Annotated in this window: 17 protein-coding genes and 1 tRNA gene; 9 read left to right on the top strand and 9 right to left on the bottom strand. The window is 67.1% G+C overall.

The features are described 5' to 3' along the window. Window positions 1–40: 40 nt before the first annotated feature. Complete coding sequence (locus tag QGN17_RS13890) at window positions 41–820, bottom strand: hypothetical protein (RefSeq protein WP_281045063.1); 780 nt, start codon at window positions 818–820, stop codon at window positions 41–43. Window positions 821–1,076: 256 nt separating this feature from the next. Between QGN17_RS13890 and QGN17_RS13885 the strand changes: the two genes are divergently transcribed. Next, the gene (locus QGN17_RS13885; protein ID WP_281045062.1) at window positions 1,077–1,301 is read left to right on the top strand and encodes a hypothetical protein; all 225 of its coding nucleotides are present in this window, start codon (window positions 1,077–1,079) and stop codon (window positions 1,299–1,301) included. Between the two features lie 85 nt (window positions 1,302–1,386). Here the strand turns inward: QGN17_RS13885 and QGN17_RS13880 are convergent. Then, window positions 1,387–1,463 (bottom strand) — tRNA-Pro (locus QGN17_RS13880). Between the two features lie 140 nt (window positions 1,464–1,603). Between QGN17_RS13880 and yajC the strand changes: the two genes are divergently transcribed. From yajC to QGN17_RS13860, 4 genes are read left to right on the top strand one after another with little or no spacing between them, the layout of a single operon-like run. Next, window positions 1,604–1,942: a preprotein translocase subunit YajC gene (gene yajC / locus QGN17_RS13875; RefSeq protein ID WP_022689801.1), complete on the top strand. Its 339-nt coding sequence runs from the start codon at window positions 1,604–1,606 to the stop codon at window positions 1,940–1,942. A 16-nt stretch (window positions 1,943–1,958) separates the two neighbouring features. Beyond that, window positions 1,959–3,545 (top strand): protein translocase subunit SecD, encoded by a 1,587-nt coding sequence (gene secD / locus QGN17_RS13870; protein WP_281045061.1) that lies wholly within the window; start codon window positions 1,959–1,961, stop codon window positions 3,543–3,545. Window positions 3,546–3,556: 11 nt separating this feature from the next. Then, window positions 3,557–4,540 (top strand): protein translocase subunit SecF, encoded by a 984-nt coding sequence (gene secF / locus QGN17_RS13865; RefSeq protein ID WP_281045228.1) that lies wholly within the window; start codon window positions 3,557–3,559, stop codon window positions 4,538–4,540. Beyond that, entirely contained in the window at window positions 4,540–4,923 is a 384-nt protein-coding gene (locus QGN17_RS13860; RefSeq protein WP_281045060.1) for an Mth938-like domain-containing protein, read from the top strand. Before secF ends, QGN17_RS13860 begins: the two co-directional genes overlap by 1 nt. Here QGN17_RS13860 and QGN17_RS13855 read toward each other — a convergent pair. Continuing rightward, entirely contained in the window at window positions 4,920–6,083 is a 1,164-nt protein-coding gene (locus QGN17_RS13855; protein ID WP_281045059.1) for a glycosyltransferase, read from the bottom strand. The two genes, QGN17_RS13860 and QGN17_RS13855, sit on opposite strands and share 4 nt — an antisense overlap. Before the next feature lie 129 nt (window positions 6,084–6,212). Here QGN17_RS13855 and QGN17_RS13850 point away from each other — a divergent pair, with 129 nt between their 5' ends. Together QGN17_RS13850 and recN are read left to right on the top strand one after the other, a co-directional pair. Then, on the top strand, window positions 6,213–7,061 hold the full coding sequence (locus QGN17_RS13850) for an outer membrane protein assembly factor BamD (protein ID WP_281045058.1): 849 nt from the start codon (window positions 6,213–6,215) through the stop codon (window positions 7,059–7,061). A gap of 61 nt (window positions 7,062–7,122) precedes the next feature. Beyond that, window positions 7,123–8,781, top strand: a complete 1,659-nt coding sequence (recN, locus tag QGN17_RS13845; protein WP_281045057.1) for a DNA repair protein RecN — start codon at window positions 7,123–7,125, stop codon at window positions 8,779–8,781. 852 nt (window positions 8,782–9,633) lie between these two features. Here the strand turns inward: recN and QGN17_RS13840 are convergent. From QGN17_RS13840 to QGN17_RS13830, 3 genes are all read right to left on the bottom strand, one after another. Next, complete coding sequence (locus tag QGN17_RS13840) at window positions 9,634–10,347, bottom strand: hypothetical protein (protein WP_281045056.1); 714 nt, start codon at window positions 10,345–10,347, stop codon at window positions 9,634–9,636. 1 nt (window position 10,348) lies between these two features. Next, window positions 10,349–11,548, bottom strand: a complete 1,200-nt coding sequence (locus QGN17_RS13835) for a toxic anion resistance protein (protein WP_281045055.1) — start codon at window positions 11,546–11,548, stop codon at window positions 10,349–10,351. A gap of 105 nt (window positions 11,549–11,653) precedes the next feature. After that, complete coding sequence (locus QGN17_RS13830) at window positions 11,654–13,231, bottom strand: alkaline phosphatase D family protein (protein WP_281045054.1); 1,578 nt, start codon at window positions 13,229–13,231, stop codon at window positions 11,654–11,656. Between the two features lie 110 nt (window positions 13,232–13,341). Between QGN17_RS13830 and QGN17_RS13825 the strand changes: the two genes are divergently transcribed. Then, window positions 13,342–14,052 carry a LysE family translocator gene (locus QGN17_RS13825; protein ID WP_281045053.1) on the top strand — a complete coding sequence of 237 codons (711 nt, stop codon included), beginning with the start codon at window positions 13,342–13,344 and terminating at the stop codon, window positions 14,050–14,052. A gap of 72 nt (window positions 14,053–14,124) precedes the next feature. After that, window positions 14,125–15,942, top strand: coding sequence for a translational GTPase TypA (typA, locus tag QGN17_RS13820; protein WP_281045052.1), 1,818 nt, complete (start codon window positions 14,125–14,127; stop codon window positions 15,940–15,942). Between the two features lie 168 nt (window positions 15,943–16,110). Here typA and QGN17_RS13815 read toward each other — a convergent pair whose 3' ends face one another. The 3 genes from QGN17_RS13815 to QGN17_RS13805 all read right to left on the bottom strand — a co-directional run bounded on the left by QGN17_RS13815 (window position 16,111) and on the right by QGN17_RS13805 (window position 18,704). Beyond that, entirely contained in the window at window positions 16,111–16,401 is a 291-nt protein-coding gene (locus tag QGN17_RS13815; RefSeq protein WP_281045051.1) for a GIY-YIG nuclease family protein, read from the bottom strand. A gap of 84 nt (window positions 16,402–16,485) precedes the next feature. Further along, window positions 16,486–18,234, bottom strand: a complete 1,749-nt coding sequence (locus tag QGN17_RS13810; protein ID WP_281045050.1) for a chloride channel protein — start codon at window positions 18,232–18,234, stop codon at window positions 16,486–16,488. 77 nt (window positions 18,235–18,311) lie between these two features. Next, window positions 18,312–18,704 (bottom strand): MerR family transcriptional regulator, encoded by a 393-nt coding sequence (locus QGN17_RS13805; protein WP_281045049.1) that lies wholly within the window; start codon window positions 18,702–18,704, stop codon window positions 18,312–18,314. Window positions 18,705–18,724 lie beyond the last annotated feature (20 nt).

Raw genomic sequence — 18,724 nt, 5'->3', positions numbered from 1 at the left:
GGTCGTCTCTACGGGCCAGAGGGGGAGGGGTTCCGCCCGTTCAGAACACGCGCCGCATGTCGGCGAGCGCGCACTGGCCCGGCACGATGGCCGGCTGCTTGCCGGCGGTGGCGCCATTGCCGCCATTCTGGCGCCAGATCTGCAAGGTCGATCGATTGATCGTGAACGGGCCGAAGCGCACGGCATCGGGCATGAACAGCGCCTTCATCTCCGATCCGCCGCCGGTATCCGGGCGGGACGGTGTCGCGGTGCCCTTTTCCTCGTTGACGATCACGTCGAGCTGATAGGGCTTTTCGGGGTCCGCCATCGTGCAGGCGAGGGTAACGATGCCCGATGGCGCCTGCGCGATCGAGCGGCCTTGCGGGGCCGCTCGGCCGCGCTTCCCGCGACGAACCGGTGGCGGGGGCGCCGCCATCGCCGTGGATGGCCCGGCGAGCATCGCAGGGGTGAGAGGCATCGGTGTCGCTGACGCGATGGCCTCTTTCTGTCGTTCGGCGGCACGCTCGGCTTCCTCCGCCTTGGTATCCTCGGGCGAGAGATCCTCCGATCGCGCGACGAACTGCGCAGCGTGCTGGCCGTGCGCCGCCAGCGACTTCATGATCTCGAACTCGCATTTCAGATTCGCGCCGCGCGGCTCGATCACCCGCACCGGGGTGCCCAGCGCCCAGCTCTGCGTCAGCGCCTTCAGGTCGTCGTCGGATACGGGGTGCTGGCCATATTCGACGAAGCATTTGTCGTGCTTCGCGGTGACCACGATTTCGGGCGCGGGCGGCGGGGCCGCCGGCGTCGCGGCGAGCAGGGCGGCGATGAGACTCAGCATCGGTGGCGAGACTATCGGCTGCGGACAGCGAGGCAAGGCCGCTGGCCTGTCCGAAAACGAACAGAAAATGTCCGGCGGCGAACACCAGAAAACGGGAAATCACGCCGACAAGAGGTGGTAACGCCTGCGGGCTGCCTATTCAGCCGATCGAAAATCCCCGAAATCCGGGCTTTTTCGCAAACTGGCACGCCCTCTGCAAAGCACGGGGCATCGGAGGCGCCCCGGTCCTTCGTACCAGATTGATGGGAGACAGATGATGATCCGCTACGTTTTTTCCGCCGTTGCCGCCGCCGCCATCACCTTCGGCACCGTGTCCGCCCTGCAGGCCGAGACCCCCAAGGTCACCATCGACCAGAAGAGCGGTGTCTATTGTGTCACGCAGGACGCGCTGACCGGTTCGCGCATCGGCGCCACGGAATGCCATTCGGTGAGCGAGTGGGCCAAGATGGGCGTCACCTTCGCAAAGGCCCCCGCCAAGTAAGATGGCGCGCACCATCATGGCCAAAGCAAAAGGCCGGGTCAGCGAATGACCCGGCCTTTTTGCCGAATATCCGGTAAGGATAAGCTGGTCGGGGCGACAGGATTCGAACCTGCGACCCTTAGACCCCCAGTCTAATGCGCTACCAGGCTGCGCCACGCCCCGACCTAGGCGGCGCCCACTAGGCGACAAGCCGTCGCTTGGCAAGCGCTCTTCGCCTTGATGCGGCCCATGCGCCATGTTAGGCGCGCACGCTTCATCACCAGGGCCGCGCCCCGCGCCCCAGCCAGGCTAGACAAGCACCGATGTTCTCGTCCCCCGCATATGCCCAGGCCGCCGGCGCGCCCGCGTCCTCGAGCTTCCTGACCTCGTTCGGGCCGCTGATCCCGATGATCGCCATCATCGCGATCATGTGGTTCCTGATCATCCGCCCGCAGCAGCAGAAGGTGAAGCAGCACGCCGCGATGATCGACGCGGTGAAGAAGGGCGACACCGTCGTCACCGGCGGCGGCGTCGTCGGCAAGGTGACCAAGGTGGACGGCGACGAGATCGAGGTGGAGATCGCGTCCGGCGTGAAGATCCGCGTCGTGAAGTCGACTCTCACCAGCGTGCGCGGCGCCACCGTCGCCAACGATCGCGCATAAGGGACGCGAGGGGGCCATGCTCGATTTCCCGCGCTGGAAGATCGCCTCGATCCTCGGCGTATTGCTCGTCGGTATCCTGCTCGCGGTGCCGAGCTTCATACCCGAATCGACCGCCAAGCAGTGGGGCCTCGGCTTCGCGCCGCGGATCAATTACGGCCTCGATCTCGCCGGTGGCAGCCACATCCTGCTGGAAGCGGACACGGCCGACGTCGCCAAGTCGCGCCTGACCAACATGGAAGACACGGTGCGTGGCGCGATGCGCAAGAACACGCCGGCGCCGATCGCGATCGGCGACATTTCGGCGAACGGCAACACGCTGAGCTTCTTCGTGCGCGATCCCGCGCAGGTCGATGCGGCGGTGGACACCGCGCGCAACCTGACCCAGCCGGTCGGCACCACCGGCACGCGCGACTGGAACGTGCAGGTCGTCGATTCGACCCGCATCGTGATGACCCAGACGCAGGGTGGCATCGACCAGTTCGTCAAGCAGGCGATGACCGGCGCGGTCGATATCGTGCGCAAGCGCATCGACGCGCTCGGCACCAAGGAGCCGACGATCGCGCTGCAGGGCAGCGACCGCATCCTCGTCGAGGTGCCGGGCCAGCAGAACCCCGCCGAGCTGAAGGCGCTGATCGGCAAGACCGCCAAGCTGGAGTTCAAGCTGGTCGATACGCAGGCGGACCCGGCCAAGGTCGCCGCCAACCTGCCGCCGATCGGCGACCAGATCCTGCCGTATCAGGGCCGCCCGCTCGCGGTGTTCCGCCAGGCGATCCTGACCGGCGGCGATCTCAAGTCCGCGCGGCAGGATTACGACCAGAACGGCCAGCCGTCGGTTTCCATCTCGTTCAACGCCAAGGGCTCGCGCGCCTTCGCCGAGACCACCCAGCAGAATGTCGGCAAGCCCTTCGCGATCATCCTCGACGGGGAGGTGATCTCCGCGCCGAACATCAACGAGCCGATTCTCGGCGGCACCGCGTCGATCGCGGGCGGCTTCACCGCGCAAACCGCGCAGACGCTGGCGATCGCGCTGCAGTCCGGCTCGCTGCCGATCACGCTGAAGACGGTCGAGGAGCGCACCGTCGGCCCCGGCCTCGGGCAGGATTCGATCCATGCCGGCATCATCGCGTCGGCCATCGCCGTCGCCGCCGTGATCGTGTTCATGTTCCTCACCTACGGGCGCTTCGGCCTCTATGCCGATCTCGCGGTGCTCATCAACGTATTCGTCATCCTCGGCCTGATGGCGGTGCTGAACGCGACGCTGACGCTGCCGGGCATCGCCGGCTTCGTGCTGACCATCGGTACGGCAGTGGATGCCAACGTGCTGATCAACGAGCGCATCCGTGAGGAGCGGCGACGCGGGCGCAACGTCGTCCAGTCGGTCGAGCTCGGCTACAAGGAAGCCAGCCGCACCATCTTCGAGGCGAACATGACCCACGCCATCACCGGTCTGATCATGCTTCTGCTCGGCTCCGGCCCGGTCAAGGGCTTCGCGGTGGTGCTGCTGTTCGGCATCGCCACCTCGGTGTTCACCTCCGTCACCTTCACGCGCATGCTGGTCGCGCTCTGGATTCGCCGCCAGCGCCCGCAAGCCATGAATATTTGAGGCCGCTGACCATGCGCCTGCTCAAGATCGTTCCCGACAACACCAATATCGGCTTCGTCAAGCTGCGCGGCTGGGCCTTCGGGCTCACCCTGCTGCTCACCATCGCGGCCGGCGTGCTCGTCGGCGTGCGCGGCCTCAACCTCGGCGTCGATTTCGTCGGCGGCCTGATGATCGAGGCCAAGTTCCCCGGCGATGCGCCGATCGACAATGTGCGCAAGCATATCGACGCGCTCGGCATCGGCGATGCGCAGCTCCAGCAGTTCGGGCCGAAGGACACCGTCTCGATCCGCCTGCCGCTGCCCCCGGTGCATGACGAGGGCGCCACCAACGCGCTGGTCGCCAAGGTGCAGACGGCACTGGCGCAGGATCACGTCATCCTGCCGTTCAACCAGGTCGACACCGTTTCCGGCAAGGTTTCGGACGAGCTGATCTGGAAGGGCATCTTCGCCGTCGTCGCGGCGGTGTTCTGCATCGCGCTGTTCGGCATCGTGCGCTTCGAATGGCAGTTCGGCGTGGCGACCTTCATCTCGATCTTCCACGACGTGCTGATGACGCTCGGCTTCTTTGCGCTCACCCGCTACGAATTCGATCTCAACATCGTCGCGGCGGTGCTGACCATCATCGGCTATTCGATCAACGACAAGATCGTGATCGACGACCGCATCCGCGAGAACCTCCGCAAATACCGGCAGATGCCGCTGGGCGAGCTGATCGACCTCTCGGTCAACGAGACGCTGCCGCGCACCGTGATGACCTCGCTGACCATTCTGCTGGCGCTCGCCTCGCTGCTGTTCTTCGGCGGCCATGTGCTGCGCGGTTTCACGGCGGCGATGATGCTGGGCGTCGTGGTCGGCACCTATTCGTCGATCTACGTGTCGTCCTCGCTGCTGATCACGCTCGGCCTCGACAAGTCGCGCTTCCGCCAGATGGAGGAAGCGGGCGACAAGAAGAAGGCCGCGCGTGCCCGCGCCGAGCGGATCGGCCCGAAGGCCTGATGGCGAAGATCTCGCCCGATCGGGTCGCATCCGGCCCGGCGATCGAGGCGATCGCGGCCGACGGCGGCTTCCGCATCGACGGCGAGGTGCTGGAGGCGGCGCTGCTGACCCCCGAGGCAGCGATCCCATGGGCGCCGCCCGCGATCGATGCGCTCGATCCTTCGGCGCTGGGCGATCTGCTGACCCGCGATCCGGCGCCCGAATTCCTGCTGCTCGGCACCGGCGCGACGCTGCGACGCCCGTCGCCCGCTTTCACGGCGGCATTGGAGGCACAGGGCATCGGCGTCGAGGTGATGGACAGCCGGGCCGCCGCGCGTGCCTGGGGCGTGCTGCGCGCCGAAGGTCGCGAGATCGTCGCTGCGCTGATGGGGCTTGAGCGCTAGGCGACCAGCCTGCCGAGGTGATCGCGCAGCGCCGCCGCGTTTGTCTCCCATGTGAATCTCTCGGCCGTTGCGCGCACGGCGGCGGGGTCGGGAGGCGAGTCCAACAGTTTGCGTACGGCTGCCGCGATGGCGGCCGGTTCACGGGCGACGATTCGCCCCGCTTCCGGCCGATCGACCAGCTCGCGCGCGCCGCCGACATCGCTCAACACCAGCGGCGTTCCGCAGGCGAGCGATTCGACCCAGGCGTTGGCCAGTCCCTCCGATGCGGACACCAGCACGCCGACATCGGCGGCGGCGACCAGCGCGGGCAAGGCTTCGTGCGGTTGAGACCCCAGCAGTCGGACGCGGTCGGCCACGCCGATCTCCCGTGCCAGAGCCTCCAACTCGCCGTGTTCCGGTCCCTTGCCGGCGATCATCAGCGTGACGTCTGGCAGGTCCACCAGTGCCCGGATCGCCAGATCGTGCCCCTTGCGCGGGATCAGCGCGCCCACGGACAATAGCACCGGTCCGGCCAGGCCTAGCGCCGCCTTTGCGGTTGTCCGGTCCGCCACCGGCCGGAAGCGATCGAGATCGACGCCGGTATAATGCACGCGGATGCGCTCGGCGGGCAGTCCCAGCGACACCATGTCCGCTTTGAGCGCCGCGCTCACCGCCAGCATCCCGCCTGCCGCCCGGCCTGCCGCGAGCACCTGCCGCGCCGTGCCGCGCGCGCTTCCGAAATGGTGGATGTCGTGCCCGCGCGCCTTGATCGACACCGGCACGCCCAGCACCCGGCCCAGCCGCACCGCCGCCGGCCCGTCGGGATAGAAGAATTCGGCATCGATCACGTCGAACGGAAAATCCGCACGTATCCGCCTCAGAATCGGCAGCAATGCGCGCGCCATCAGTATCGGGTTGAGCGCGGGGACGCCGGGCAGCGAAGGGAAGCGTGGACGGAGCACATCCAGTCCCTTCCATGTCTCGCGCGTCGGCACGTCCGCCATCCCCGCCGACTGCCCGAAGCGGGCGAGTGGCCCCGGTGGTGCCGCGATCGGCGCCACCACCTTCACCTCGATGTCCGACAGCGCCGCCAGCCCCAGCGTCTGCCGTTCGACGAACACGCCGAAGGTCGGCCGCGTCGCGTCCGGAAACAGGGTGGCCAGGGTCAGGACGCGCAGCATCGCCCCGCCTTCTGCCAGCGCCCCGTTAAGAAGCCATTCAGTCCGCGAACGAAACTGTCTCGTCCGCCCGAACAAAGCCCTCTCCGGGCCGCTTCCCACAGCCGGATCGACCCGCTAAGGATCGTCGCCATGCCACGTCTTGCCACCCGCCCGATCCTTCTCGCCGCGCTCGCCGCCGCCGTCTTCGCGCCGCTGTCGGGCTGCGCCCACGGCAACAAGAAGAAGGCCGACACCAAGTTCATCGCGCGGGACGTGGACACACTCTACAACCTAGCCCGCGATCGGCTGGACAAGAAGCAGTACAAGCTGGCCGCCCAGCTGTTCGACGAGGTGGAGCGCCAGCACCCCTATTCGATCTGGGCGCGCCGCGCCGAGCTGATGAGCGCGTACAGCTATTATCTCGGCCGCAGCTACAACGATTCGATCGCGTCGGCGCAGCGCTTCCTGTCGATCCACCCCGGCAACCGCGACGCGCCCTACGCCTATTACCTGATCGCGATCGACTATTACGAGCAGATCAACGACGTCACCCGCGACCAGAAGATCACCCAGCAGGCGCTCGACGCGCTGGGCGAACTGGTGCGCCGCTATCCGGACACCAACTACGCCGCCGACGCCCGGCTGAAGATCGATCTCGTCAACGATCACCTTGCCGGCAAGGAGATGGAGATCGGCCGCTTCTATCAGCGCCGGGCCGAGTGGCTGGCTGCCGTGATTCGCTTCCGCGTCGTGATCGATCAGTATCCGACCACCACGCATACGCCGGAAGCGCTGGAGCGCCTGACCGAATCCTATCTGGCGCTCGGCATCCCGGTCGAGGCGCAGAAGGCGGCAGCGGTGCTGGGCAACAACTATCCCGGCTCCAAATGGTACAGCCGCGCCTTCAACCTGATGCACAAGAAAGCCCCGACCGAGGGCGAGGTGAAGAGCAAGAAGAGCAAGATCGACAAGAAGCACAAGAAGCTGATGGAGGGCTGAGCGCGGTATCCGCGTTCGCTCCCTGTTCTCTTGGGCGCGTCGATAGGCTAAGGCATCTGCGATGCTGATCCGGCTGGCCATTCGCGACGTGGTGCTGATCGAGGCGCTGGACCTCGATTTTTCCGCAGGCCTCGGCGCGCTGACGGGGGAAACCGGGGCGGGCAAGTCGATCCTGCTGGACTCGCTGGGGCTGGCGCTCGGCGCGCGGGCCGACAGCGGGCTGGTGCGGCACGGCGCTGCGCAGGCGGTGGTGACCGCCAGCTTCGATGCCGGTGATGACGCCACCATCGCCGCCCTGCTCGCCGAGAACGGGCTGGAGGGCGAGCCTGGCGAGCCGCTGATCGTGCGCCGCATCGTCAAGGCGGACGGCGGATCGCGCGCCTCGATCAACGATCAGCCCGTCTCCGCCGCCTTGCTCCGCGAGATGGGCGGCCGGCTCGTCGAGATTCACGGCCAGCATGACGATCGCGGGCTGCTCAATGCCAAGGGCCACCGCGCGCTGCTCGATGCCTTCGGGCGCTTCGACCTCACAAGCGTGGCGCAGGCCCATGGGCGCTGGCGGACAGCGGAGGCGGCGCTGGAGACGGCGCGCGTCGATCTGGAGACCGCCGAGCGGGATCGCGAATGGCTGGAACATGCGGTCGGCGAACTCACCGCGCTGGCACCCGAGCCGGGCGAGGAGGAGGCGCTGGCAGGCGAACGATCCGCCATGCAGAAGGGCGCGCGGCTGGCGGAGGACCTGTCCGGCGTCACCGCGCATCTCGACGGATCGGACGGCGCGCTCGCGGGCCTCAGGCAGGCGGCGCGGCGGCTCGACCGGATCGCGCACGAGCATGAGGCGCTGGCCACGGCGCTCGCGGCGCTTGATCGCGCGGTGATCGAGGCCTCCGAGGCCGAGGATGCACTGGCCGCCGCCGGGCAGGCGATGGCCTTCGATCCCGAACGGCTCGACCGGATCGAGACGCGGCTGTTCGATCTGCGCGGCCTCGCCCGCAAGCACCGCGTCCAGCCTGACGAACTGCCTGCGCTGGCCGAGGAGCTGTCCGGCCGCCTCGCGCGGATGGCGGCGGGCAGCGCGGGGCTGGCGGAGCTGGAGAAGGCCGTCGCCACTGCCCGCAAGGCCTATGAGGCAGAGGCCGCGGCACTGTCCGAGGCGCGTGTCGGATCGGCGCTCAGGCTCGACAAGGCGGTGGCGGCCGAACTGGCGCCGCTCAAGCTCGATGCCGCGCGCTTCCGCACCGCGATCGAGCGGCTGCCGGAGGCGCAGTGGGGCGCCGACGGGCGCGACCGCGTCGAGTTCCTGATCTCCACCAACCCCGGCGCGCCCTTCGCGCCACTGGTGAAGATCGCGTCCGGCGGTGAGCTGTCCCGCTTCATCCTCGCGCTCAAGGTGGCGCTGGCCGAGGCGGCAGGCGCCCGCACGATGATCTTCGACGAGATCGATCGCGGCGTCGGTGGTGCTGTGGCCTCGGCGATCGGCGAGCGGCTGGCGCGGCTGGCGGACAAGGCGCAGCTGCTGGTGGTGACCCACTCGCCGCAGGTCGCGGCGCGCGCGGCGCGGCAGCTGCTGATCGCCAAGAGCCACGACGGCATCGTCACCCGCACCGGCGTCCGCCTGCTCGACGAGGCCGAGCGCCGCGAGGAGATCGCCCGCATGCTCTCGGGCGCCGAAGTGACCGACGAGGCGCGCGCGCAGGCGGGGAAGCTGCTGGCGGCGTGAGGGGCCGCGAAGTTGACAACATTGACAGCTGTGCGGATCGAAAATGACCTCTTGGGGCTTCGAAATTACGCGAATGGCCGCAAAAAGTTGCGCGAGCGGCGCGATTTCCGGGCCGGGATTCAAGCTGAGACAGAGCGTGATCCGCGCAGGGTGACAGACGAAATCCTACATTGGAAGGGGGTTGCCCTCCCCGCTAGTTGCGTCGCTCCTGCGTAGGCAGGAGCCCATCACCTGAGCTGTATCTTGGGCGGGACTGTAAGGAGATAGGCCCCTGCCTGCGCAGGGGCGACGAGGCGGCGGGTATCGCCCCAAAACCTGCCGTTAGGCATCCAAAAATCGCTGCTCGTCGGCTATGTCATCCTCGGCTGATGACCCGCAGAGTGCAGCAGGAACGCTAACCGGAAGTCGATATAATCTGAGAGTAACCAATCATACAGCGATCGATGGCAAAACTGGACGAACAGCAATCAGGGTCGCGTTTATGATGAAATCGTTGAGTCTCACTGTTGTGGTCGGCTTGATGATTTATTTAATGTGCTCGATCTACATCGCTCTGCGTAAAGTGAGAATTCAGCTAAAAGGAAAGGTTGCGTGGAGGAATAAGGATCCTCGTGAATTTTGGGAGAGATTTTGGTTGGATATCGTGGGAATCGCGTTTTTAATTTTCGTGCTCGTGCAAGCAATCCGCCGGTTCTAGCCGGTCAGCTACCCACCACATGCCGCCCTTGCGAGCGTAGCGCGGCAATGCGGATGCGGGGGCATGTGGATCGCCACGGCGCTTCGCGCCTCGCGATGACGAGCCAGTGGAAGCGGGGCGTCAGTAGCGGCCGTTCTCCGACCGCTGGCAGCAACCTACTCCCCCATCTCCCCATCGCCCTTATACTTGATCTCCAAGAACCGGTTCTGCGTCGCCAGTGCCTTGAGGTCGTTGTCTGCCAGCCGCGCGTTCATGCGGGCGATTTCCTCGCCGATCGTGCCGAGGCCTTCGACCAGCTGCCTGTCGGGCGAGGGGCCGCCGTTCAGCGGCTGGCGGCGGAGCGACGGGGGTACCTTCTGGTAGCCGCGCACCAGCTCGGGCAGCTCGTCGCCGATCAGGCGGCGCGCCTCCAGCGCCTCCGGGGAGCGCGCGTCCAGCGCCGCCAGTTGCGGCGTGATCGCGTCGAGGCTGGCGGTCAGCTGGTCGAGCTGGCGCTGCGCGGGCGAGGGGAGGGCCGGGCGCTGCTGCTCCAGCCATTCGCCGGTCTGGCTCGGCAGGAGGTGGAGGTCGGTGCTCGCCACCTTCTCGGGCGTGAAGTCCGGCGTGCGGGACCAGAGCGTGATCGCCACCGCCGCCAGCGCCATCGCCACCATCGTCAGGAACACGCCCTCGGCGCCGATCGGCCGGACGAAGCCGATCGCGATCGCCACGCCCAGGATGGCGACGCAGGCCAGCACCACGCGCCGCGCGATGCGCAGGAAGGCCTTCTTCCGCCGCTCGCGCCTGCGCCGCGCCGCCGCCCGCCCCTCGGGCGAGATGCGCCGCAGGAAATCGGCGGCGTGTTCGATGATGTCGTCGCTGCCTGGCATGTCAGTCGATCTTGAACGCTTCTTCGCGCGCCGACGATTCGGCCTGCGCCGCGCCCTCGGCCCGCGCGATGTAGCCGCGCGATTTCTCGACCTCGTCGGTCAGCACGTCGACCGTCTGCTTCATGTTGCCGAGCGCCTGCAGCTTGAACGTGTCGATCGCGTCCATCGTCGAATAGATGTTCTGGAACGCGCGCTTCAGCGTGTCGATCGGGATGGTGCTGGCGGCGGCCTGCTGGTGGATCGCGCCGGTCTGGTTCTTGAGCATCGTGCCGGTCGAATCGATGATGTTCGCGGTGGTGGTGTTGAGCGCGGTGATCTGATCCAGCACCAGCTTCTGGTTGGTCAGCGCCTGCGCCACCGTGACGGCGGTGCGCAGCGCCGCGACCGTGGTGGTGGAGGCGCGATCGACGCCCTTTACCAGCTCGACATTGTTCTTCTTGACCAGATCGAGCGCCAGATAGCCCTGCACCGTCACCGCCATCTGTGTGAGCAGATCCTGCGTGCGCTGGCGGACGTAGAAGAGCGCGCTTTCGCGGATCGCCTTGGCCTTGGCGGGATCGGTGGCGTCGAGATCGAGCGCCTTCTGCTCCAGCCGGCTGTCGAGCGTCTTGGCGACGTGGATCATCTGTTCGAGCTTGCCCATCGCCGCCCACAGCCTCTGCCGCTCGACATCGATCGCGGCATTGTCCTTCAGCAACTCGTCCTTGCCGCCGGCGAGGTGCTGGAGGATGGTCGAGATGTGGTTCTGCGCCGATTTGTAGCCGTCGAAGTAATTGCGCATCTTCGATCCGAACGGGATGATCCCGAAGATCTTGCGGCTGGTGAACAGATCGCCCTTGGTGGAAGGGTCGAGATCCTCGATCGTGCGGCGCAGTTCGGCGAGGTTGGTGCCGACGTTTCCGTCCTTGTCCATCGCCTTGGTCGGGCGATCGAGGAAGCGGTTGGAGTGGCCCGCCGCCTCCATGATCTCGCGGCGGCCCATGTTGGTGATCTGGTCGACCTGCTTGCCGAATTCCGGCGAGTTGCTGTCGGTGGCGACCAAAGTCTCGATGAAGCCGTCGACCTTCTCGTCGAGCTTGGTGCGGGTCTTTTCGTCGACCGGCACCAGCCCCGCCGCCTTCTCGGGCGCGAGCGCGGGGACGGGCGCCGGGGGCGTCAGCTCGATCGTCGGTGCCTCGGCGGTCGTCGTCTCGGTGGCCATGCCTTCATCCTACCCCTCGCAGTTCGCCTGTGAATGTAGGATGGAGGCACTGTCTTGTTCAAGTGACACGCTGCTTATCCTCCCCCTGGCGGGGGAGGATAAGGGTCATGCGCGCTGCAGCCCCGTCTTGCCGCTCTCCACCACCCAGCTTGCCGCCGTCCTGATCGGCATGTCCTTCACCGTCACCGCGTCCAAGGTGCGGTAATGGCCGATCCAGCTTTCGGGCGTGACCTCGCTCAGCACGTAGCCGCGCCGGTCGTTGGTCCATTTGAGGTTGGGGTTGTTGCGCATCCACGTCTCGTTGCCCGGCCGCGTATCGTGGCCGTCGCCGCCCGACGTGATCGAGGTCGAGACGAATTCGCTGCCCACCACGCGGCCGCCGTGCATCAAATCACTGGCGAAGTTCTGATGTTCGTCGCCGGTGACGACGACGACATTGCCCTTGCGCCCGAAAGCATCGAACAGCCGCTCGCGCTGCGCGGGGTAGCCGCCCCAGCTGTCCATGTTGAACACCGGCTTGTCGCCGTGGACCGATGCGTCCTCGTCGGAATCGCCGGTCGAGCGGCGATCGAGCGGGCACATCATCACCTGCTGGAGCACGCCCTGCCAGCGCTGGCGGCTGGAGGCGAGGCCGTCGTCCAGCCACTTCTCCTGAGCCGGATCGATCATCTGCGCGCCGGGCTTCGCCGCCTCCGCGCACATCGGCTTGTAATTGTCGCCGCACGGCTGATCGGTGCGATAGAGCCGCGTATTGGGCAGGTGCAGGCGGGCGAGGTCGCCGAAATCGGCGCGGGTGTGGAAATCGACCGTGCCGTCCGCCAGCAAAGTCGATTTGCGCACCGGCATATGCTCGTACCAGCATTGCAGCGCCTGCCGCCGGCGGGTGACGAAGACCTCGGGCGGGGTGCCGTTCTGGTCGTAGACGCCGGCCCAGTTGTTCTGCACCTCGTGGTCGTCATAGGTGCAGAACCACGGATGCGCGGCGCGCGCGGCCATCAGGTCGGGATCCAGCGTCTCCTGCGCGTAGCGGATGCGATAGTCGCCGATCGCGAACGGCTCGCGCCCGGCATAGAGGCGCACCGGCTGCATCGGCCGCTTGTTCTCGTCGAGCGCATAGCCGGGGTGATATTCGTAGATGTAGTCGCCATAGTGGAAGACGAAATCGAGGTCTTCCTCGGCGACGCGGCGGAAGGCGGTGTACCAGCCCGCCTCGAAATGCTGGCAGCCGACGGCGGCGAAGCGCATCCGCGCGACAGCCGATCCGGCGGCGGGCAGGGTGGCGGCACGGCCGACGAGGCTCTTCTCGCCCCCGCACAGGAAGCGATACCAATAGGAGCGGCCGGGCTTCAGGCCGGCAACCTCGGCGTGCACCGAATGGCCGAGCTCGGGCCAGGCCGTCTCCGTGCCCTTCTGCACGACCGCCTTGAAGCCGCTATCCTCCGCGACCTCCCAGTCGACCGCGATCGGCTTCATCGGCATGCCGCCGTGCGGCTCCATCGGCGAGGGCGCGAGGCGGGTCCACAGCACGAAGCCGTCGGCCAGCGGCGAACCGGAGGCGACGCCGAGCGTGAAGGGGTAATCCGCGAACCGCATCTGCGCGGAGAGGCGCGACGGCAGGATGAACGGAGCGACGGCAATCCCGCCGAGGACCGCGCGGCGGGTGGGGGTGAGCAACTGGGTCATGCGTCGCCGCTATCCTCCGTGCATGTCGGATTTGTTGCAGCGGTTCCTAGACTCTCTCCCTTCGGGGCGGGAGAGAGCGTATGGGCGCCGCTCGCACGAAGGGAATCGGCATGACCTGGGATCGTTGGTGGCTGTTCGCGGTGACGGTGTTCCTGATCTCGGGAACGCCGGGGCCGAACATGCTCCACGTCATGACGCGATCGGTCCGCCACGGCTTCGCCCGCTCGGTCTGGGCGATGGCGGGCTGCATGAGCGCCGTGCTGCTGGCGCTGGTCGCATCGGCGGCGGGAGTGGGCGCGCTGCTGCTCGCCTCGCCGCATCTGTTCGATGTCCTGCGCTATGCGGGCGCGGCGTATCTGGTATGGCTGGGCTTCAAGGCGTGGCGCGGCGCGGGCAAAGTGAACTCTCCCCTCCCTGAAAGGGAGGGGGCGGGGGTGGGTTCGCCTGGGGCGGGCGTGACATACTCCGGTGACGAACCCACCCCTAACCCCTCCCTTTCAGGGAGGGGGACGCGCTCGCCGTCTGCCTTCGCCTTATTCCGCGACGCGCTGTTCACCGGCCTGTCCAACCCCAAGCTGATCCTGTTCGCCGCCGCGCTCTTTCCGCAGTTCATCAGCCAGAAGGCCGGCTGGGCGCCGCAGTTCGCGATCCTCACCGGCACCTTCGTGGTGATCGAGACCGGCTGGTACGTCGCCTATGCCGCCGGTGGGCGCCGGCTCGCTGGATGGCTCGCCTCGGCGAAGCGCCAGCGCCTGTTCGATCGCGCCACCGGATCGCTCTTCTTCCTGTTCGGTGCCGGGCTGATCGCCGCGCGGGCCTAAACCGGCGTGCGGTTGCCGCATCGCAGCACTTAGGCTATGGGCGCGCCCACAACTCCGACAGGATCATATTTCATGGCGCTCCGCAACGTGGCGATCATCGCCCACGTCGATCATGGCAAGACCACGCTCGTCGACCAGCTCTTCCGTCAGTCCGGCACCTTCCGCGACAACCAGCGCGTCGAAGAGCGCGCGATGGACTCCAACGATCTGGAGAAGGAGCGGGGCATCACCATCCTCGCCAAGCCGACCTCCATCGTGTGGGAAGGCACCCGCATCAACATCGTGGACACGCCTGGCCACGCCGATTTCGGCGGCGAGGTGGAGCGCATCCTCTCGATGGTCGACGGCGTGATCCTGCTGGTCGATTCGTCCGAAGGCGCGATGCCGCAGACCAAGTTCGTGACCGGCAAGGCGCTCGCCCTCGGCCTCAAGCCGATCGTGGTCGTCAACAAGATCGACCGGCCGGACAGCCGCGTGCAGGAAGTGCTCGACGAGGTGTTCGACCTGTTCGTCACGCTCGAGGCCAATGACGAGCAGCTCGATTTCCCGGTGCTCTACGCGTCGGGCCGCAACGGCTATGCGTCGACCGACGAGATGGCGCGCGAGGGCGATCTGACCCCGCTGTTCCAGAAGATCGTCGATCACGTGCCCGAGCCGAAGGTCGACGTCGACGCGCCCTTCACCTTCCTTGTGACCCTGCTCGACCGCGACAACTTCCTCGGCCGCATCCTGACCGGCCGCGTCAATTCGGGCACGGTGAAGCTCAACCAGCCGATCCACGCGCTCGATGCCGAGGGCAATGTGATCGAGGCGGGCCGCGCGTCGAAGATCATGACCTTCCACGGCCTCGATCGCGTGCCGGTGGACGAGGCGCAGGCGGGCAACATCATCTCGCTCGCGGGCCTGACCGTCGCGACCGTCGCCAACACCATTGCCGACACCTCGGTGTCCGAGCCGATCCAGGCGCAGCCGATCGACCCGCCGACGCTCTCGATGCGTTTCGCGGTGAACGATTCGCCCTTCGCCGGCCGTGAAGGCTCGAAGGTCACCTCGCGCATGATCCGCGACCGCCTGTTCCGCGAGGCCGAATCGAACGTCGCCGTGAAGGTGACCGAGAGCGCCGACAAGGACAGCTTCGAGGTCGCGGGCCGCGGCGAGCTCCAGCTCGGCGTGCTGATCGAGACGATGCGCCGCGAGGGCTTCGAACTCGGCATCAGCCGCCCGCGCGTGCTGTTCGGCGAGGACGAGAACGGCAAGAAGACCGAGCCCTACGAGACGGTCGTGATCGACGTGGACGAGGAATTCTCCGGCACGGTCGTCGACAAGATGAACCAGCGCAAGGCCGAGATGACCGACATGCGCCCGTCCGGCGGCGGCAAGACCCGCATCACCTTCTCGGCGCCGTCGCGCGGCCTGATCGGCTATCACGGCGAGTTCCTGTCGGACACGCGCGGCACCGGCATCATGAACCGGCTGTTTGAGAAATACGGCCCCCACAAGGGCACGATCGAAGGCCGCAAGAACGGCGTGTTGATCTCCAACGGAAACGGCGAGGCGCAATCCTATGCGCTCGGGCCCCTCGAGGAGCGCGGCATCCTGTTCGTCGGCCATGGCGAGGCGCTCTACGAGGGCATGATCGTCGGTCAGAACGCCAAGGATGACGACCTCGAGGTCAATCCGATGAAGGCGAAGCAGCTGACCAACTTCCGCGCTTCGGGCGGCAAGGACGACGCGATCCGTCTGACGCCCCCGCGCAAGATGACGCTGGAGCAGGCGATCGCCTATATCGACGACGACGAGCTGGTGGAGGTCACGCCCAAGACGATCCGTCTGCGCAAGCGCCACCTCGATCCGAACGAGCGCAAGCGCGCGAAGCGCGCCGCGGCGTAAGTCGGGCGGGCTTCGGCGAAGGAACAGGGCGGCGCCTCGCAAGGGGCGCCGCCTTTTTCGTTGCGTGAGGCAGTCACAGAGGATTTGGCGGCTATTGTCCTACTTGCGGCCACTCCTCTACGTCGTCACCCCGGACTTGATCCGGGGTCCCGCTGCTTTTCAGGCAAGCTAGGCGAACAGGTCGGTCCATTCGGGGTTGGCGCGCTCGACCAGGTCGATCTTCCATGCGCGCTGCCAGCGTTTCAGGCGTTTCTCATGGGCGATGCAGGCGGTGATATCTTCGCCGTATTCGGCCCACACCAGACGCGTAAGGCCGTATCGCGCGCAGAAGTCGGACCCGCCAGTGTTCTTGTGCTGAAAAATTCGTGACGCAAGATCAGCCGTCACGCCCACGTAGAGCGTGCCGCGATAGCGATCGGCCATGATGTAGACCCAGCCGCCGCGTCGTTCACTGTCCATGTTCGAAACGAAGAAGAAGCGGGACCCCGGGTCAAGCCCGGGGTGACGAATGAGAAGACGGCGCTCCGTCCCGCAAAATTGTCCTCAACTCTCCCCGAACAGCTCCCTTTGCGCTTTCTCCAGCTCGTCGGCATAGCGTTTCCGCACGTGGCTTTCGGTGAGCAACCCCAGCACGCCGCCGTCGCCGTCCACCACTGCGAGGTCGTCGACGCCGAGGCGGTCGAACGCCTGCATCACCTCGGCGATGTTGCGGTCGGGGGTCACCGTCTCGTCGGGGCGGCGAGTCAGGGTATCGACCGGGTCGTCGAGGTCGACGCCGTCGGCATAGGCGCGGGTGGTCGGGACCATGCCGGCATAATGCTCGTCCTCGTCGATCAGGATCACGCGACTGGTCGATCCCAGCGGGTTGCGGCGGCGGAACTCGGCGATGGAGATGTCGGCCGGCACCGCGACCGGCGCCTTGCGCATCATCCGCCCCGCGGTGAGCTGGCGCACCCAGCCGATGTCGCGCGCCGACTTGATCACCTCGCCGCGCAGGTGGAGCCGCCAGGTCGAGAAGCTGTAGCCGAACAGCTCGCGCACCAGCGCCGAGGCGACGAGGCTGGCGGTGAGCACGATGCCGGTCAGCGCGAAATCGCGCGTCGCCTCCAGCACCAGGAAGCTCATCGTCATCGGCCCGCCGACCACCGACACCGCCAGCGCCGCCATGCCGACGAGCGCCGCGTCCTGCGCCCAGAGATGCTGGCCGGGCAGCAGCAGCTCGGTCACGTCGCCATAGATACGGCCGACCATCACGCCGAGGAACAGGCTCGCGAAGAACAGGCCGCCGCGAAAGCCGAAGCCCAGCGAGATGCATGACGCCAGCATCTTGAGCGCGAAGATGATGCACAGGATCTTGAGCGGCGCGTCGCCCGCCAGTGCGAGGTGGAGCGCGCCGTGGCCCGCCGACAGCGCCTGCGGGCTGATATGCGCGATCGGCATCAGCAGCAGCCCGCCGACGAAGGGCCGCGCGGCCGGCGGTAGCTTCGTCCAGCGTACGCCCTGTTCGAGCAGGCTCACCGCGCGCATCAGGATGATGCCGGTCAGCGCGCAGACGATGCCGATGCCGACGAAGGCGAGATAATCGAGATTGCGCGAGATGCCGGTCGAATCGACGGTGATCAGATAGGGGACGGCGCCCATCGTCCGCGCGGTGGCGACGCCGGCGATGGCGGCGGCGGCGACGGGGGCGATGGCGGCGGGCGTGTAGGCGCCGATGACGATCTCGAAGGCGTAGAAGGCGCCGGTCAGCGGCGCGCCGAACGCCGCGCCGATCGCAGCACCCGTGCCCGCGCCGACCAGCACGCGCATGTCGCCGCGGCGCAGGCTCAGCCACTTGCCCAGCACCGAGGCGATGCCGCCGCCGATCTGCGCATAGGCCGCCTCCAGCCCCACCGAGGCGCCGAAGCCGTTGGAGACGAAGGTCTGCCCGGTGACCGAAAGCGTGTCGCGGAAGGGCACGGCGCCGCCATGCAGCGCGTTCGCCTCGACGACGTCGACCGGGGTCCGCCGGCGCCAGCGATCGAGCGCCAGCATCAGCAGGCCGAGCAGCGCGCCGCCCAGCGGCAGCGCGATGAGGGTGGAGGCTTCGAGATGCGGCGCCGCGCTCAGCCGCATCGTGCCGGGGAGGTGATAGAGCCAGCGCTGGAGCCGGTGCGCGGCCGCGCCGAGCAGCACTGCCAGTCCGCCGCCGACGGCGCCGACCACCACGGAGAGCAGGATGAAGGTCGCCTCGCTCTGCCGGAATCGGCGCCTCAGCGCGATCCCGAAGCGAAAGACCTTTTGCAGCGACACGAGCGACTCCCGGTTGCGGGAGGCTTTAGCATGGGAGGCCGGCCTGTCACCGATATTCCTCCCGATTTTTGCGGATATTATCCCTTTGCCGCCGCGACCTTTTCCAGCGCCTCGCGTTCGATCTGGCGCAATTCGGCGATGGTCAGGTCGAGCGCGTGGCGCTGCTGTTCCAGTTCGTCAGCGCGCTGGCTGGCGACCACGGCCAGCGCGCTCATCTGCTCCACATGCTGCGGATCGGCATCGTAGAGATCGAGGAACTGCTTGATCAGCTTGAGCGAGAAGCCCAGCCGCTTGCCGCGCAGGATCAGCTGCATCCGGCCGACCTCGCGCTTCGTGTAGATGCGCGTGGTGCCGACCCGCTTCGGCTCGATCAGCCCCTTGTCCTCGTAGAATCTGAGCGTGCGCGGAGTCACCCCCAGATCCGCCGACACCTTCTGGATGCCGTGCAGCTCATCCCCATCTCTGGTCACACCACTCACCCCACCCCTCG

Origin of the sequence: Sphingomonas oryzagri, assembly GCF_029906645.1 — a bacterium.
Lineage (GTDB): Bacteria > Pseudomonadota > Alphaproteobacteria > Sphingomonadales > Sphingomonadaceae > Solisphingomonas > Solisphingomonas oryzagri.
The sequence above is the reverse complement of the archived record's forward strand: the minus strand, read 5'-3'. Positions and strand labels throughout refer to the sequence as shown.

Excerpts from the sequence above, each read along its gene's own strand:
- QGN17_RS13890 (WP_281045063.1), bottom strand. The coding sequence starts at position 820 with ATGCTGAGTCTCATCGCCGCCCTGCTCGCCGCGACGCCGGCGGCCCCG.
- QGN17_RS13885 (WP_281045062.1), top strand. The coding sequence starts at position 1,077 with ATGATCCGCTACGTTTTTTCCGCCGTTGCCGCCGCCGCCATCACCTTC.
- yajC (WP_022689801.1), top strand. The coding sequence starts at position 1,604 with ATGTTCTCGTCCCCCGCATATGCCCAGGCCGCCGGCGCGCCCGCGTCC.
- secD (WP_281045061.1), top strand. The coding sequence starts at position 1,959 with ATGCTCGATTTCCCGCGCTGGAAGATCGCCTCGATCCTCGGCGTATTG.
- secF (WP_281045228.1), top strand. The coding sequence starts at position 3,557 with ATGCGCCTGCTCAAGATCGTTCCCGACAACACCAATATCGGCTTCGTC.
- QGN17_RS13860 (WP_281045060.1), top strand. The coding sequence starts at position 4,540 with ATGGCGAAGATCTCGCCCGATCGGGTCGCATCCGGCCCGGCGATCGAG.
- QGN17_RS13855 (WP_281045059.1), bottom strand. The coding sequence starts at position 6,083 with ATGCTGCGCGTCCTGACCCTGGCCACCCTGTTTCCGGACGCGACGCGG.
- QGN17_RS13850 (WP_281045058.1), top strand. The coding sequence starts at position 6,213 with ATGCCACGTCTTGCCACCCGCCCGATCCTTCTCGCCGCGCTCGCCGCC.
- recN (WP_281045057.1), top strand. The coding sequence starts at position 7,123 with ATGCTGATCCGGCTGGCCATTCGCGACGTGGTGCTGATCGAGGCGCTG.
- QGN17_RS13840 (WP_281045056.1), bottom strand. The coding sequence starts at position 10,347 with ATGCCAGGCAGCGACGACATCATCGAACACGCCGCCGATTTCCTGCGG.
- QGN17_RS13835 (WP_281045055.1), bottom strand. The coding sequence starts at position 11,548 with ATGGCCACCGAGACGACGACCGCCGAGGCACCGACGATCGAGCTGACG.
- QGN17_RS13830 (WP_281045054.1), bottom strand. The coding sequence starts at position 13,231 with ATGACCCAGTTGCTCACCCCCACCCGCCGCGCGGTCCTCGGCGGGATT.
- QGN17_RS13825 (WP_281045053.1), top strand. The coding sequence starts at position 13,342 with ATGACCTGGGATCGTTGGTGGCTGTTCGCGGTGACGGTGTTCCTGATC.
- typA (WP_281045052.1), top strand. The coding sequence starts at position 14,125 with ATGGCGCTCCGCAACGTGGCGATCATCGCCCACGTCGATCATGGCAAG.
- QGN17_RS13815 (WP_281045051.1), bottom strand. The coding sequence starts at position 16,401 with ATGGACAGTGAACGACGCGGCGGCTGGGTCTACATCATGGCCGATCGC.